The 13,884-nt window shown below is 69.9% G+C and carries 11 protein-coding genes; 3 read left to right on the forward strand and 8 right to left on the reverse strand.

Annotated elements, in window-relative coordinates; all coding sequences use genetic code 11:
* Positions 1 to 181: 181 nt before the first annotated feature.
* The 3 genes from ACFWBQ_RS14695 to ACFWBQ_RS14705 form a co-directional block, all read right to left on the reverse strand.
* Positions 182 to 1,081, reverse strand: coding sequence for an SDR family oxidoreductase (locus ACFWBQ_RS14695; RefSeq protein ID WP_385487810.1), 900 nt, complete (start codon positions 1,079 to 1,081; stop codon positions 182 to 184).
* Positions 1,082 to 1,416: 335 nt separating this feature from the next.
* Positions 1,417 to 2,304 (reverse strand): glucose 1-dehydrogenase, encoded by an 888-nt coding sequence (locus ACFWBQ_RS14700; protein WP_385487812.1) that lies wholly within the window; start codon positions 2,302 to 2,304, stop codon positions 1,417 to 1,419.
* 35 nt (positions 2,305 to 2,339) lie between these two features.
* The gene (locus tag ACFWBQ_RS14705) at positions 2,340 to 3,524 is read right to left on the reverse strand and encodes a zinc-dependent alcohol dehydrogenase (protein ID WP_385487814.1); all 1,185 of its coding nucleotides are present in this window, start codon (positions 3,522 to 3,524) and stop codon (positions 2,340 to 2,342) included.
* A 518-nt stretch (positions 3,525 to 4,042) separates the two neighbouring features.
* Here ACFWBQ_RS14705 and ACFWBQ_RS14710 point away from each other — a divergent pair.
* Together ACFWBQ_RS14710 and ACFWBQ_RS14715 are read left to right on the forward strand one after the other, a co-directional pair.
* Positions 4,043 to 4,939, forward strand: a complete 897-nt coding sequence (locus ACFWBQ_RS14710) for a glycine--tRNA ligase subunit beta (protein ID WP_385488546.1) — start codon at positions 4,043 to 4,045, stop codon at positions 4,937 to 4,939.
* Positions 4,940 to 5,041: 102 nt separating this feature from the next.
* A complete protein-coding gene (locus ACFWBQ_RS14715; RefSeq protein ID WP_385487816.1) occupies positions 5,042 to 6,310 on the forward strand; it encodes an MFS transporter in 1,269 nt (422 codons plus the stop codon).
* Between the two features lie 41 nt (positions 6,311 to 6,351).
* Here the strand turns inward: ACFWBQ_RS14715 and ACFWBQ_RS14720 are convergent, their stop codons facing one another.
* The 3 genes from ACFWBQ_RS14720 to ACFWBQ_RS14730 all read right to left on the reverse strand — a co-directional run bounded on the left by ACFWBQ_RS14720 (position 6,352) and on the right by ACFWBQ_RS14730 (position 10,600).
* Positions 6,352 to 7,686, reverse strand: coding sequence for a carboxyl transferase domain-containing protein (locus tag ACFWBQ_RS14720; RefSeq protein WP_385487818.1), 1,335 nt, complete (start codon positions 7,684 to 7,686; stop codon positions 6,352 to 6,354).
* A gap of 19 nt (positions 7,687 to 7,705) precedes the next feature.
* On the reverse strand, positions 7,706 to 9,163 hold the full coding sequence (locus tag ACFWBQ_RS14725) for an acyl-CoA synthetase (protein WP_385487820.1): 1,458 nt from the start codon (positions 9,161 to 9,163) through the stop codon (positions 7,706 to 7,708).
* A gap of 225 nt (positions 9,164 to 9,388) precedes the next feature.
* Positions 9,389 to 10,600: a nitrate/nitrite transporter gene (locus ACFWBQ_RS14730; protein ID WP_385487822.1), complete on the reverse strand. Its 1,212-nt coding sequence runs from the start codon at positions 10,598 to 10,600 to the stop codon at positions 9,389 to 9,391.
* 160 nt (positions 10,601 to 10,760) lie between these two features.
* On the opposite strand from ACFWBQ_RS14730, the gene ACFWBQ_RS14735 reads away from it, so the two are divergent.
* Positions 10,761 to 11,192, forward strand: coding sequence for an Lrp/AsnC family transcriptional regulator (locus ACFWBQ_RS14735; RefSeq protein WP_385487824.1), 432 nt, complete (start codon positions 10,761 to 10,763; stop codon positions 11,190 to 11,192).
* Here the strand turns inward: ACFWBQ_RS14735 and ACFWBQ_RS14740 are convergent.
* Complete coding sequence (locus ACFWBQ_RS14740; protein ID WP_385487826.1) at positions 11,170 to 12,675, reverse strand: GAF domain-containing protein; 1,506 nt, start codon at positions 12,673 to 12,675, stop codon at positions 11,170 to 11,172. The two genes, ACFWBQ_RS14735 and ACFWBQ_RS14740, sit on opposite strands and share 23 nt — an antisense overlap.
* 18 nt (positions 12,676 to 12,693) lie before the next feature.
* Positions 12,694 to 13,731, reverse strand: coding sequence for a rod shape-determining protein (locus ACFWBQ_RS14745; RefSeq protein ID WP_385487828.1), 1,038 nt, complete (start codon positions 13,729 to 13,731; stop codon positions 12,694 to 12,696).
* Between the last annotated feature and the right edge of the window lie 153 nt (positions 13,732 to 13,884).

Here is a 13,884-nt window from a genome sequence, read left to right on the forward strand (position 1 = left end):
AACATCGTGCGAGGCGAGGACTGAGCGATTCGCGCACATGGCGGATCCGCTCGACGAAACCGGGCACGCGACGGCGGAGTGCTGTCGCCGTGGCCACAATGACCGGACGGAACGAGTTGTACCGCTGCGCGACGAAGCGTCTCGCGGATGGGCGGGGCCCATGCCGATCGGACATCATCAGTCATGTGTGCCCGCTGCCGTGGCCGACGGCCCGTCCGTCGGCGGCCCGTCCGCCGGCGCCGAGAAGTCCCGTAGGCGTGAGCGTGGTCCCTTGCTCGAGCCGGGGCAGTTCGCGCTGTGCGAACGACGTGACGACCGGGGGCATGGCAGCGCGGACCAGCTGCACGGCGCGTAGCCACGCCGGCACGTAGACGGCGGCGCTGCGGCGCTCCACGGCACGTGCGACGTGCGCTGCGACCGTCTTTGCCGGGTACACCTTTCGTGCCGGCTTCGGCATATGGGCCCGCAGTTCCCGAAGCACGACGTGCTCGTCCGCATCGCGAATCATGTCGGTGTCGATCCAGTTCAGATACGCGATGCCGACTCCGATGCGCTCGTGCGCGACCTCGGCGCGCAGCGAATGAGCGAACGACTCGACGCCGCTCTTGGAAGCGCAGTAGGCGCTCATCATGGGGGCCGCTCCGAAGGAGGCCAGTGAGGCGATCTGCAGGTAGTACCCGCGGTTCTCCCGCAGGTCCGGCAGGAAAGAACGTGCCGTGACAGCGCTGCCGATGAGGTTCACCTCGATCACACGACGCCAGAGCACCGGGTCGGACTCCGCAAAGGGACCGCCTTCGGCCACCCCTGCATTTGCCACCACGACAGAAACAGGCCCGAGGCGTCCCCGGATCTCCGTGGCCACCTCTTTCATCCGGGCGTCGTCGGTGACATCGACCTCCCAGGACCGGGCTCGACCTGAGAGCGTGTCTCTCACGTCGGCCAGTACCGGCCCCTCCAAGCCGAGCAATGCCACCGTGGCGCCGCGCCTGTCCAGTTCCCGTGCCGTTGCCGCTCCCAGCCCCCGAGCGGCCCCTGTGACCACAGCGACCCGGCCGTGCAGCGGATGTGCTGAGCCCGTCACGTTTCCTCCTCGGTCGAACGAGCGCTGCTCAAGGCCGTCCACTCCGTCGGTGCCCCTGGCGGCCTCCTCCTTCAACCATAGGCACCGCATGCAGCAGCCGCGCGGGGTCCGTTACGTAGTGCGCTTCCGCCTCTTCCGCGCCACCGCCGAGCCCCCGGGCCTCTGAGCTTGCGCGACACAGCTGCAATTCACTTCATGCGTACATGCGCTGAAGCCTCCCGGCGCGAATGCGGCTGCCCAGTCATGACCAAGTCGACCGCTGAGCGTATACGGGGCCATTGACGTACTGGCTCGCGTGCCGGCACGGAAACAGCGTCAAGCCTGACAGTCAAGGTTCAGGGGAGTGGGGTGCCGCCCGTCGCGTTCATGATTTCCCCGGTGATGAAGGAGGCGTTCGCGGAGGCCAGGAACACGTAAGCGGGCGCCATTTCGGCTGGTTGAGCGGGGCGGCCGAGTGGGCTCTGCTTCCCGAACTCCCTGGTGTCAGGCATCGTCGCAGGGATGAGAGGCGTCCACACTGGACCCGGCGCCACGGCGTTGACGCGAATTCCATCTGCCGCAAGCATCTGGGCCAGGCCTTGGGTGAAGGTCACGATGGCACCCTTGGTCATGGCGTAATCGAGCAGATGAGGACTCGGTTTGTATGCCTGGACCGAGGTGGTGTTGATGATTGAACCGCCCGCCGGGATGTGCGGGAGGGCCATTTTGCAGAGCCAGAACATTCCGTAGAGGTTGGTGCGCATCACCCGGTCGAACTGGTCGGTCGAGATCGCGGCGATGCCGTCGGGCTGCGACATCTGGTACGCAGCGTTGTTGATGAGGATGTCGATCCGGCCGAATTCCGAAACCGCCCTCTCGATCAGTGCGCGACACTGCTTCTCGTCGCGAATGTCGCACGTGACGGTTACCGCGTGCCTGCCTGCTTCCTCGACCAGGCGGGCGGTCTCCTGGGCCTCGTTCGCTTCAGGCTCCAGATGGGTGAGCAGGACGTCGGCGCCTTCACGGGCGTAGGCGATGGCAATCGCCCGGCCGATGCCGGAGTCCCCTCCGGTCACGATGGTTTTGCGGTCCAGGAGGAGCCCGCTGCCTTGGTAGGAGTCCTCACCGTGGTCCGGCGGGGGATCCATGGGCCCCGTCCATCCGGGATGCTCCTGCTCCTGCTGCGGAAAGTCAGGCTGCGGATATCGGCGTGTGGGGTTCTGCGGACCGTCGGCTTCAGCCATGGTTCATCTGCCCTCCGTTCGGACACCCTGACGATTCAGGGTCTGAACAGGACCTTGACGCTGCCGTCCTGCTTCTTCTGGAACATCTCGTATGCCTCTGGTGCCCTGTCCAGAGGCATACGATGAGTGGCGAAGTTGTCCACGCCCAACGGGTCCGCGTCGGTCAGGAGTGGCAGAAGATCGTCGACCCAGCGCCATACGTTGGCCTGGCCCATGCGAAGCTGTACCTGCTTGTCGAACATGGTCAGCAGCGGCAGGGGATCGGTCATCCCGCCGTAGACGCCGGACAGTGAGATCGTGCCGCCGCGGCGGACCAGGTCGATGGCCAGATACAGAGCGGAGAGCCGGTCCACGCCGGCCCGTAGCATCAGTTTGGCGGCCAGTGCGTCCGGTAGCAGCGTGGCCATGTGCTGCATTCCCTTGGCCACCGGTGCGCCGTGGGCTTCCATGCCGACGGCGTCGATGACCGAGTCGGGGCCACGGCCGTCGGTGAGGTCACGGACGGCATCACCGATCTGTTTGCCGTGTTCGTCGAGGTCGAGGGTGTGGACCCCGTGAGCCTGAGCCCGCCGCAGTCGCTCCGGCACCAGATCGATGCCGATGACTTTTTCCGCGCCGCGGTGAGCGGCAATGCGGGTGCACATGTCTCCGATCGGTCCGAGCCCCAGCACGGCCACGGTGCCCCCTGTAGGAACGGCCGCGTATGCGACTGCCTGCCATGCGGTCGGCAGGACATCCGAGAGGTAGACGAACCGGTCGTCTGCAGGCCCGGGCGGCACCGCAATGGGGAGGGTGTTCCCGAAAGGCACACGCAGGTACTCGGCCTGACCGCCGGGAACCTGACCATAGAGTTTGGTGTAGCCGAAAAGTGCTGCGCCATTGCCGTGTTCGCGGACCTGGGTGGTCTCACACTGGGAGTGCAAGCCCTGCCCGCAGGTGAAACACGTACCGCACGACACGTTGAAGGGGACAACGACTCGGTCGCCCGGCCGCGCAGCAGTCACCTCTGCGCCGATTTCTTCCACGATACCCATCGGTTCGTGGCCCAGAATGTCCCCGACATCGAGGAACGGCCCGAACATTTCGTACAGGTGCAGGTCCGATCCGCACAGTCCCGTCGTGGTCACCTTGATGATCACGTCCGTCGGGTCCTGAATTCTGGGGTCCGGCACGGTATCGACCCGTACATCACGCTTGCCGTGCCAGGTCAGTGCTCTCATGCTGCCTCCCTTGGTCGGTGCGCTCGTGTGCACTCGATCCGGGCTCGGTCACCTTCCGGTGGGCCTTGGCCGTGGGCAGAGCACATGCGAGCAAGCGCGATCAAGTGCACTGCACCGGGGCTCTGCGTGGGCTCAAAAAGGCGGTGTGTGCCTAGTCCGGCCAAAGGGCGGGTGGGGATCCATGGGAAGTCACCGAATCCCAGCAGAGCGGCCTCGGCCTTTCGGCAATCGCACCTGCCTTCTCAACCGTACCGAAAAGTGCGTCGATGGCACGATCAACCGTTTTGCCGGTGACTTCAGGTCCCGTCTCGGCACCCTAAGGGCTGTCCCGTAATCCCTGGCGGGCGCACGACGACAGCTACGGCACCTCGCCGCGTTGTCGGAACGCCCGAATACATCCAGTATGCGGACGTCCCTCCGCCTTGCGATGCACCGCATCCGACGCCGTGCGCTGATCCACCAGGGATTACGGGACAGCCCTTAGGTCAGGAGTTGCCCTCACCGGCTCACTCATATCCATCGACCGGGCGGCGTCCCTCGTGAAGTTCGATCTCGGCTCCCAGATGGTGACGGAGCTGTCGAGCCTGGCCGGAATCATGGCCAAGGAGTACGCGGCACGGGGAGGCGAGACCCCCGAAGTAGCCAGGGCGATCTTCGAGACGGAGCTTCCTCGGGCAGCGGGTGACGAACTGCCGACGTCCACAGCCGGGGTGCTGCTGGCCCTCGCGGACCGGTTCGACCTGCTCGCCGGGCTGTTCGCGATCGGCGCCGAGCCGACGGGCAGCTCCGATCCGTTCGGTCTGCGCCGCTCGGCAGTCGGGCTGCTCAACATTCTCCGGACCTCCCGGGCGGTGTCCGGGATCACCCTGGAGACGGGTCTCGCGCTCGCGGCCTCCCACCAGCGGGTGCCTGTTGAAGCGGCGGCGCTCGACAAGGCGTTGCAGTTCGTCGTGCGCCGCTTCGAGCAGCAACTGCTGGAGGCAGGGCACCCGGTGTCCGCCGTTCGCGCGGTGCTTGTGCTGAGTGGCACGCCGCAGCTCGCCGAGCAGACGCTCGGGGAACTGCTGGTGCTTCAGGAACAGCCTCACTTCGCTGCCCTGCTGGCCGCGGTTCAGCGGGTGCGGCGCATCGTCCCCGCAGACGTCACCGCCGGTTTCGATGTCGCACTCTTCACCGAAGCGGCCGAGGAAGAGCTCGCGGCCTCCGTGGCCAAGTTCCGTGAGCTGCTCGGTGACGAGCGCGGGCCCGCCCAGGTGGCGGCTCATTCGCCTGTTCTCGTCGCCTCGGTGAACAGGTTCTTCGACGAGGTGCTCGTGATGGACAAGGACCCGAAGATCAAGGCCAACAGGCTCGGCCTGCTGGCCTCAGCCAAATCGACGACGGACGGGGTCGTGGACTGGGACGCACTGGACTGACAGCCCGTCCTGCGGAGTCTCTGTGCAAGCCCCAGGTCCCCCCCGCCGGGCCTGGGGCTTCCCCCGTGATCCGGCGGGCCGTTTCGGTCGCTACCATCCCCTGTGACCGAAACGGCCGAACAACCTGTACCCCGCACGCGCATACTCGCCGACCTGACCCCCCTGCGGAGCTCGCCCGACTACCGGCGGCTCCTGTTCGGGAACACCGTCTCCTGGATCGGGCAGGGCATGACGGCGCTGGCCGTCTCGCTCCAGGTCTACGACATCACCGGGTCCGCGTTCTCCGTCGGACTCATCGGCCTCTGCTCGTTCGTCCCGCTGGTGCTGCTCGGGCTGTACAGCGGAGCCGTCGCGGACACCGTCGACCGGCGCAAGCTGGGCCTCTTCAGCGCGGCCGGGTCGTTCGTGCTCTCCGTAGGACTGGCCGCCGTCACCCTTGCCGGAGTGGAACACGTAGGGCTGCTGTACTTGGTCGTCGCCCTCCAGGCCGTGTGCTTCGCGCTCAACTCCCCGGCCCGCAGCTCCATGATCGCCCGGCTGCTGCCCGCCGAGCAGCTGCCCGCCGCCAACGCGCTCAGCGCCATGACCTCCACCACGGGCGGCCTGGTCGGGCCGATGCTCGGCGGCCTCATCGTCGGCTGGTGGGGCTACCGCGCCGCGTACACCGTCGACGCCGTCACCTTCACCGCCTCGCTGTACGCGATGTGGCGGCTGCCCTCGATGCTTCCCGACCGGGCGGAAGGCGACACGAGCACCAAGCGGGCCTCCGTCGCGGACGGGCTCCGCTTCCTCGGTACCCGGCCCAATCTGCGGATGACCTTCTTCACCGACCTGAGCGCCATGGTGCTCGCCCATCCGCGTGCTCTGTTCCCGGTGGTCGCCGTGGTCTGGTTCGGCGGCGACGCGAAGACCACCGGCTTGCTGGTCGCCGCCCCGGCGCTGGGGGCGCTCCTGGGGAGTGTGTTCTCCGGGTGGCTGGGGCGGGTCCACCGGCACGGGCTCGCGGTGCTCGTCGCGGTGGCCTGCTGGGGCAGCGCCATCGCCGTGTTCGGGCTGACCCGGCAGCTCTGGCTCGGGCTGGTCTTCCTGGCGCTCGCCGGGTGCGCGGACTCCATTTCGATGGTCTTCCGCAACACCATGCTCCAGACGGCGGTTCCGGACGAGATGCGGGGACGGCTGCAGGGCGTGTTCATCGTGGTCGTGGCGGGCGGGCCACGACTCGGCGACCTCGTGGCCGGCTCCGTCGCCGACCTGAGCTCACCGGCCGTTGCGGTGACCGGCGGGGGGATCGCGTGTGTGCTGGTGGTCTGCGTGCTGGGGCTGCGGTGGCGCGCGTTCGCGAGATACGACGCCCGGGACCCGCAGCCTTAGGGGCCTTCGTTCGGATCACGCAAACGAAAGCCCCCTCGGCTCTACTGCTCTGTGGGGCCGGAGCCCACGATCGAGCGGGCCATGCCCAGCTCCACCAGGTCCTGCGGGCGCAGCCGGAGCTGGTCGGCGGTGGAACGTACCTGTTCAGGGCCGCGCTTCAGGATCGCCGCCGCCAACTCCGGGGCGATCACCGAGAAGTAGCTGTCCGCGGTGACATGGGTGTTGTCCGGCGCGGCCAGGGCGAGCGCACCGCCCGAGCCGCCCTCGCCGATCACGAGGGTCGTCACCGGGACCCGGGCGGAGGCGATCGCCGCGAACGTGTCGGCGATGGCCGCGCCCGCACCCGTCCGTTCCGCCTCCGCGTCGTTGGCCGCGCCGGGGGTGTCGATCAGGGTCAGTACGGGAAGGCCGAGGCGGTCCGCGAGCCGGATCACCCGCGCAGCCGTGCGGTAGCCGGCCGGACGGGTCGCGGTGCCGCACTGGGCGACGTACGCCACGGGTTGCCCGCCGCGCTGCCCCACACCGCTGAGCAGCCCCGGATCCGTACCGCCGCAGCGGTCGCCGTTCAGCGGCAGCCGGTGGTCGAAGTACGCGTCCAGATACGCCTCGGCCCGTGGCCGCGCCGCCGAGCGGGCCTGCTCCACCGCATCCCAGCCGGTCTCCGGCAGCCCCGTGGCCGAGAGCGCGGCCGGTACCGGAGCCGCCTGCGCCGGGCCGGAGGCCGCCAGTGCCCGCAGCCAGCGGCTCAGGGTCCGGGGCAGTTCCTCGGGGGGCACGATCGCGTCGATCTGGCCCGCGTCCAGCTGGCCCTCGGCGGTGTACGCGTACGGGTCGGCGTCGGCGGGCCGCACCCGGGACCCGGCGAAACCGATCTGCGCGCCGGGCAGCGCCAGCACCACATCGGCGCCCGCACCCACCGTCGCCCAGCCGCCTCCGGTCGTCGGATCCCGCAGGACCGCGATCTGCGGCAGTCCGGCCGCCCGCAACAGAGCCGAGGCGCCGGCCACCCGCTGGAGCTGGACCAGCGCGACCATGCCCTCCTGCATCCGGCTGCCACCGGTCGCGACGAGCGAGACGAGCGGCAGCCGCTGTTCACCGGCCAGCGTGTACGCGGCCTCCAGCCGGTCACCGGTGCGTGCGCCCAACGAGCCGCCCAGAAAACCGAATTCGAAGGAGACCAGGACACAGGAGAGGCCCTCGACGGTGGCCACCCCGTAGAGAACCGATTCCTCCTCGCCGGTCCGGTCCGTGGCACGGGCCCTGGAGTCCGCGTAACCGGTCCAGCCGAGCGGGCCGTCCGAAGGCGCCGGGTCCATCGGCAGGTGGTGTTCGGTGAAGCTTCCGGTGACGGCGGCGATGGCCTCCCGCGCCGACATACGGCTTCCGCCGTGGGCGCTAGACACCGAGCGACCTCTTCATGATCTTGCCCAGCTCGTTGCGGGGCAGGACGTCCAGGTAGCGGACGACGCGCGGGCGCTTGTGCGGAGCGAGCAGGTCCGACACATGGTCGGCCAGCTCTCTCCCGCCGGGCGGTGACTCCGGGTCGGCCGGCACGACCCAGGCGACGATCCGCTCGCCGAGATCGTCGTCCGGTTCACCGGTGACGGCCGCCTCGCGCACACCGGGGTGCTCCAGCAGGGCGTTCTCGATCTCGCCCGCTCCGATCTTGTAGCCGCCGCTCTTGATCAGGTCGGTGGCCTTGCGCCCGACGATCCGCACATAGCCGTCGGGATCGATCGTGGCCATGTCGCCCGTACGGAACCAGCCGTCCTCGGTGAAGGCGCCGGCCGTCGCTTCGGGGCGGTTGAGATAGCCGGTGAAGAGGTTCGGGCCGCGCACCTGGATCTCGCCGATCGATGTGCTGTCCTCGAGTACGGTGCCGTCCTCCTCGACGAGCCTGAGGTCCACACCGGACAACGGCGGCCCGACCGTTCCGGGGCGCGGCTCACCGTCGGCGCGCACCCCCGTGTTCATCAGGGTCTCCGTCATTCCGTACCGCTCGATGACCCTGCGGCCGGTGGCCGCCGCGATCCGCTCGTGGTCGTTAACCGGCAGCGCCGCCGAACCCGAAACCAGCAGACGGGCGCCCGCCAGGGCCTTCGTGAGGCTCCCGGAGCCGGCGGGATCCCCCAGGGCCCCGGCCAGCCGGTGGTACATCGTGGGGACGCCGAACAGCATCGTGCCCCCGGAGAGCAGCTCCCGGGCCACCCCCTCGGTGGTGAACCGGCCGAGGTGGCGTACCGAACCGCCCCGGCGCAGCGGGCCGAGGACACCCAGGATCAGTCCGTGCACATGGAACAGCGGCAGGGCGTGCACGAGGACGTCGTCAGCGGTCCACTGCCAGGCGTCCTCCAGTGCGTCCAGCGACGCGGCGATCGCCCTGCGGGGCAGGACGGCGCCCTTGGGCGGGCCCGTGGTGCCGGAGGTGTAGACGATCAGGGCGGGCGACTCGGGGGAGGGCTCGGGCCGAGGTGCGTCCGTGGCCGCCGCGGCCGTATCGACGTCCAGCCGCTCCAGGCCGCCCAGGGCGGGCGGAAGGGCATCGTCCGCCCCGGCCAGCACCACCGAGGGCGCACTGTCGGCGACGATGTGCGCCAGCTCCCGCTCGCCCGTCTTCGGGTTGAGCGGTACGGCGGGCACCCCCGCCCGCAGCGCCGCCACCACCGCGACCACCGTCTCCGGGGTGGACGTGGCCCAGACGGCGACCCGCGTCGCCCCCGCGATCCGGCGCGCGAGAGCGGCGGATGCGCCGGCCAGCTGTGCGTAGGTCAGGACGTGTTCGCCGAACCGGACGGCTTCCCGGGAAGCCGTGGGGCCGGGCGTCTCGTACAGCGCAGGCAGAAGAGGGATCACGTTCCGAGCCTAGGGCCAACCTGCTCCGGCGCCGGGGGAATCGGAGTGGAGATGGCTGCACGGGGCACAGGGGCGGGATTCTGGGACGACCTTGCAGAGGTCGCACTTCGGCGGCATCGACACCTACGACGGCATCGCGGGTGCCACCGCGCCCGGCCGGCGCGGCGCGCGGCCGCACGCCGAGCGGGTGGACGGCTGGGCGCCGCCGTCCTCTTCCCCGAGCGCTCATTCCGTCGGCCGCAGGGTCCGCATCCGTCCGTACGCGTACACACAGCCGGCCAGCGCCAGGTCGGACAGCAGCATGAAGCCGATCGAGTACGAGCCCTTCGCGCTGTAGATCGCGCCCATCACCAGCGGCGGTACGAAACCGCCGAGACCGCCCATCGCACCGACGATGCCCGTCACGCTGCCCACCTTGGCCTGCGGTGTCACCTGCGAGACCAGGGCGAACACACTGCCGCTCGCGGTGCCGAGCCCCGCCGCCATGCAGAGCAGCGCGATCGTGCCGACCGGATCCAGGCCGGGGTCGAAGGCCTGGACGATCGCCATGAGGGCCGCGGTGAGCAGTGCCGCCGCCGTGACCAGGGCCGGGTGGATCCGGTCCGAGAGCCAGCCGCCGACCGGCCGGAAGATCACCGTGACCAGCGCGAACCCGGCCGCCTTGGTGCCCGCCTCGGTCGGCGACATGTCGTACCAGGTCTTCAGATACGTCGGCAGGTACACCCCGAACGCGACGATGCCGCCGAAGCCGATCGCGTACAGCGCGGACAGCTCCCAGGTGACCCGCAGCCGGCCCGCCTGCCCCAGCCTGTGGGCGAGCGAGTCCGTCGGCACCTGCCGGTCCGGGCGGTCCGTGATCAGGACGGCGGCGAGCAGCGAATACACCACGAGCGCCCCGGCGACGATCAGGAACGGCAGATTGTCACTGTGCTTCGCGATGCGCGGCGTGAAGTAGCCGGACAGTGCGACGCCGCCCATGCCCATCCCGAACACACCGAGGGCGAGCCCCCGCTTCGCGGGCGGGAACCACGAGTTGACCAGCGGGATACCGATCGCGAACGTCGTACCGCCCAGACCGAGCAGGAAGCCCACGGCGAGCATCGCCCCGTAGGAGTTCTTCGCCGGGATCAGCAGCAGTACGGGGATGATCGTCAGCGCCGACACCACGGGGAACATCAGCCGGGCGCCGAATCTGTCGGTCAGCGCGCCCACCGGGATCCGGCCCAGCGAACCCACGAGCACGGGCACCGCGACGAGGAACGATTGCTGGAACGAATCGAGCCCGAGCCGTTCCTTGTAGTCCCCGGACATCGGGGCGATCAGGTTCCACGCCCAGAAGGTGAGGGTGAAGCCGACGGTGGCCACGATCAGATTGCGGTACGCAGACGCGGACTGTTTCCGGTCCGGGGCGGGGGCCTGCTTGCCAGCTGTATCCACACGGTAAGTCAAGTGCGCACGGGCGGGGAGGGCCCGTGGGACTGCTCCATACGAGGAGACCTTCTCCCGGTAGGCGCCCCTTGGTGATGCGGCACTCCCGGGGCACTGCCCGGCACCGCTCGGCCGCCGCTTCCGGGCCGGTGCTGCGACAATCGCTGGTATGGACCGGCTGGACAGAGAGATCCTCGGCATCCTCCAGGAGGACGCCCGGATCTCGTACCGCGATCTGGGTGTACGCGTGGGGCTCAGCGCCAACGCTGCGGGCGACCGCGTACGCCACATGCGCCGTGACGGGGTGATCCGCGGCTTCACCGTCATCGTCGACCCGGCCGCCGACACCCGTTCGGGCCTCGTCGTCTTCATCGATGTGACCCTGCGCCTCGACACGACGAACGAGGAGTTCGAACGCTCCGTGCTCATGCTGCCCGGCATCACCGAGGTGGTGCACGTGACGGGCACCCACGACTATCTCGTACGGGCCACGGCCGCCGACCCCGGCTCCCTGGACGCGCTGCTGCGCCGGCTCAAACGGGACGCGGGTGTCGCCCACTCCAACACCCGGATCGCGCTCAGAGCGGCGCCTGCCAAATGACGGTCGGCGACCGCGTGCCGTCCTCGGCGCGCCCGTCGTCGGCCACCACCAGACGCACCGCCGCGCGCCCGTCGGGCTCCCGCGCCGTCGCATCCACCTCGACCTCGATGGCCGACACCCCCGCGCGCCGGTGCGCGGTGGCCAGCGCTCCGCGCAGCACGGTGAGCAGCTGCTGATCCACCGGTGCCGGCACCAGGGCGTCCACCGGCCCCGCGAAGTGCACCGACGGCTGGAAGCCGAGCACCGCCGCCGCACCTCCGGTCTCGCGCAGCACCTTGCCGCGAAAGGTGGTGGGGGCGTCGGCAGGCGGCTGCTGGAGCGCGAAGATCGCGGTCCTGACCTCCTGGATGGTGGAGTCCAGCTCGTCGACGGCCCTGCTGAGCAGCTCATCGGTCTCGCTGTCCCCCGACACGTTCTTGCGGCGGGTCGACTCCAGCATCATCTCGGTCGCGAACAGACGTTGTACGACGAGATCGTGGAGATCGCGGGCGATCCGGTCACGGTCCTCGTAGACCGCGAGCTGCTCCCGGTAGTGCTGGGCGTCCGCCATGACCAGGGCCAGCGCCGCCTGGGAGGCGAACTGTGAGGCCAACAACCGGTCCACCGCCGTGTACGGGCGGTCGCCGCGCCGCCGGGGGAGGGCCAGGGTGCCGATCAGCCGGCCGCCGCTCTGCAGCGGCAGCATCATGCTGGGTCCGAACCGGGAGCGTACGTGTGTCGTCATCCGCGGGTCGGTGGCCGAGTCCTCGATGAAGACCTCCTCGCCGCCCAGCAGCTGGACGAGGACGGGGGAGCCGGGCTCGATGACGGTGCCGACGAGGCCGGCCGGATCATCGAGCGTGGAAGCGGTGACGATCTCCATGCCGCCGTCCCCGGTCGGCTGGAGGATCACCCCGGCCGATGCCCCGGCGAGCATCCTGGCCCGTTCGGCGACCGTCATCAGGGCGTCCGTCGTAGCGGTGCCGGTCAGCAGTGCCCGGGTGACCGCGGCGGTTCCTTCGATCCAGCGCTCCCGCTGCCGCGCCGCCTCGTACAGATGGGCACCGCCGATCGCCGCACCGGCCTGGGAGGCGAGCAGCCTCAGCAGCGCCAGATCCGTGTCGGTGAAGCGTCCGGAGCGCCGCTCGGTGACGGCGAGACTGCCGAGGACCTCGGTGTGCACCCGGACGGGGGCCCCGAGGACGGAGTGCATCAAAGGGTGTCCGGGGGGCATGCCCGAGGAGCGCGGGTCGGTCGTCAGATCGTCGAGGCGCAGCGGCTGCGGGTCGTCGACGAGCACCCCCAGGACTCCCTCGTGCCCGTCCGGGAGAGGGCCGAGCCGCAGGCGTTCGGCGTCGGTCATGCCGGTGGTGAACAGGTCGGTGACGCGGCGGTTCTCCGGTTCGAGGATGGTCAGGGCGCCGTAGCGTGCCTCGGTCAGCGCCGTGGCGGTGTCCACGATGTGCTGGAGCGTGGTGCGCAGTTCGAGATCTGCCTCGGCCATACGGAAACCCGCCGGGGCTCAGCCGGCGATCGGGGCGAGGACCAGCGGCTGCACCTTGCCGTCGAGCATGGCGCCGAGCCCGAGCACGGAACACACGTCGGGCCGCTCGGCGATGTGTACGGGCACCCCGGTGGCGTCGCGCAGCATCTGGTCGAGCCCGGGAAGCAGGGCGCTGCCGCCGACCATCATGATCCCGGAGTCCGCGATGTCGGCCACCAGATCGGGCGGGCAGTCGCGCAGCACCTTGCCCAGACCGTCCAGCACGGCGGTGAGCGGGGTGTGGATCGCCTTCCGTACGGCAGCGGTGTCGACCTGTACCGAACGGGCCAGGCCGGTGGCCACGTCACGGCCGTGGATCTCCGTCATCGCCGGACCGTTCAGTGTCAGACCGTTGCCGCTGAGCGCCAGCTGCAGGGGCCGCACGGACTGGCTGGGCAGCATCAGCTCGTGGTGCTGGCGAAGATGCTGGATCACCGCGTGGTCGATGGCCTCGCCGCCGATCGGGATGCGTACGGCCGTCACGATCGAGCCGAGCGAGAGCACCGCGATCTGGGTGGTGGCCGCCCCGCACACCATGATCATGGTGGCGGTGGGCTGTTCCACCGGCAGCCCGCAGCCGACGGCCGCCGCGATCAGGGTGTCGACCAGCTCCACCCGGCGCGCGCCGAGCCCGACGAGGGTCTCGACGGTCGCCCGCTGGGCCAGCGGATCGCTGTCGTGCGGGGTGCAGGCGGCCGCGCGCAGCCGGGGCTTGCGGCGCAGCTGGCGGCGGAGCTTCTCGCCGAGGAGATGGCGCAGCATGCGCTGGGCCATGTCGATGTCGACGACGGTTCCGCCGGAGACCGGGCGGACCACCCGGATGTACGCGGGCGTGCGGCCGGTCATCTGTTCGGCGAGGGCGCCGACGGCGATGAGCGAACCGGTACGGGTGTTAACGGCGGCGACACTGGGCTCGTCGACGACGAGCCCCACCCCCTTGATGTACACGCGGGTCCTCGCGGCCCCGAGATCGACGGCGACATGGCAACGGCGCAACTGCTCAAGACTGACGGTCACGGCAGGTTCTCCCGAGAGCGCTGACGGGGGGTACCGGCGGCAGCCGGCTCTCCTGGCATCGTCGCGCCGGTGAAGGCGCCGCGCACGCTGGGTGAGCCGTAGGAGGGACCCGGTGCTGACGGGGCGCCAGTTATCGGACGGGGCGCCGGATCT

Origin of the sequence: Streptomyces sp. NPDC060035 (genome assembly GCF_042736635.1) — a bacterium.
GTDB lineage: Bacteria > Actinomycetota > Actinomycetes > Streptomycetales > Streptomycetaceae > Streptomyces.

What these genes read in the sequence shown, in the direction of transcription:
- ACFWBQ_RS14720 (WP_385487818.1), bottom strand. Translation starts at nt 7,686, where the DNA reads ATGTCGGCGCGGGAGGCCATCGCCGCCGTCACCGGAAGCTTCACCGAA.
- ACFWBQ_RS14740 (WP_385487826.1), bottom strand. Translation starts at nt 12,675, where the DNA reads ATGGCCGAGGCAGATCTCGAACTGCGCACCACGCTCCAGCACATCGTG.
- ACFWBQ_RS14705 (WP_385487814.1), bottom strand. Translation starts at nt 3,524, where the DNA reads ATGAGAGCACTGACCTGGCACGGCAAGCGTGATGTACGGGTCGATACC.
- ACFWBQ_RS14735 (WP_385487824.1), top strand. Translation starts at nt 10,761, where the DNA reads ATGGACCGGCTGGACAGAGAGATCCTCGGCATCCTCCAGGAGGACGCC.
- ACFWBQ_RS14700 (WP_385487812.1), bottom strand. Translation starts at nt 2,304, where the DNA reads ATGGCTGAAGCCGACGGTCCGCAGAACCCCACACGCCGATATCCGCAG.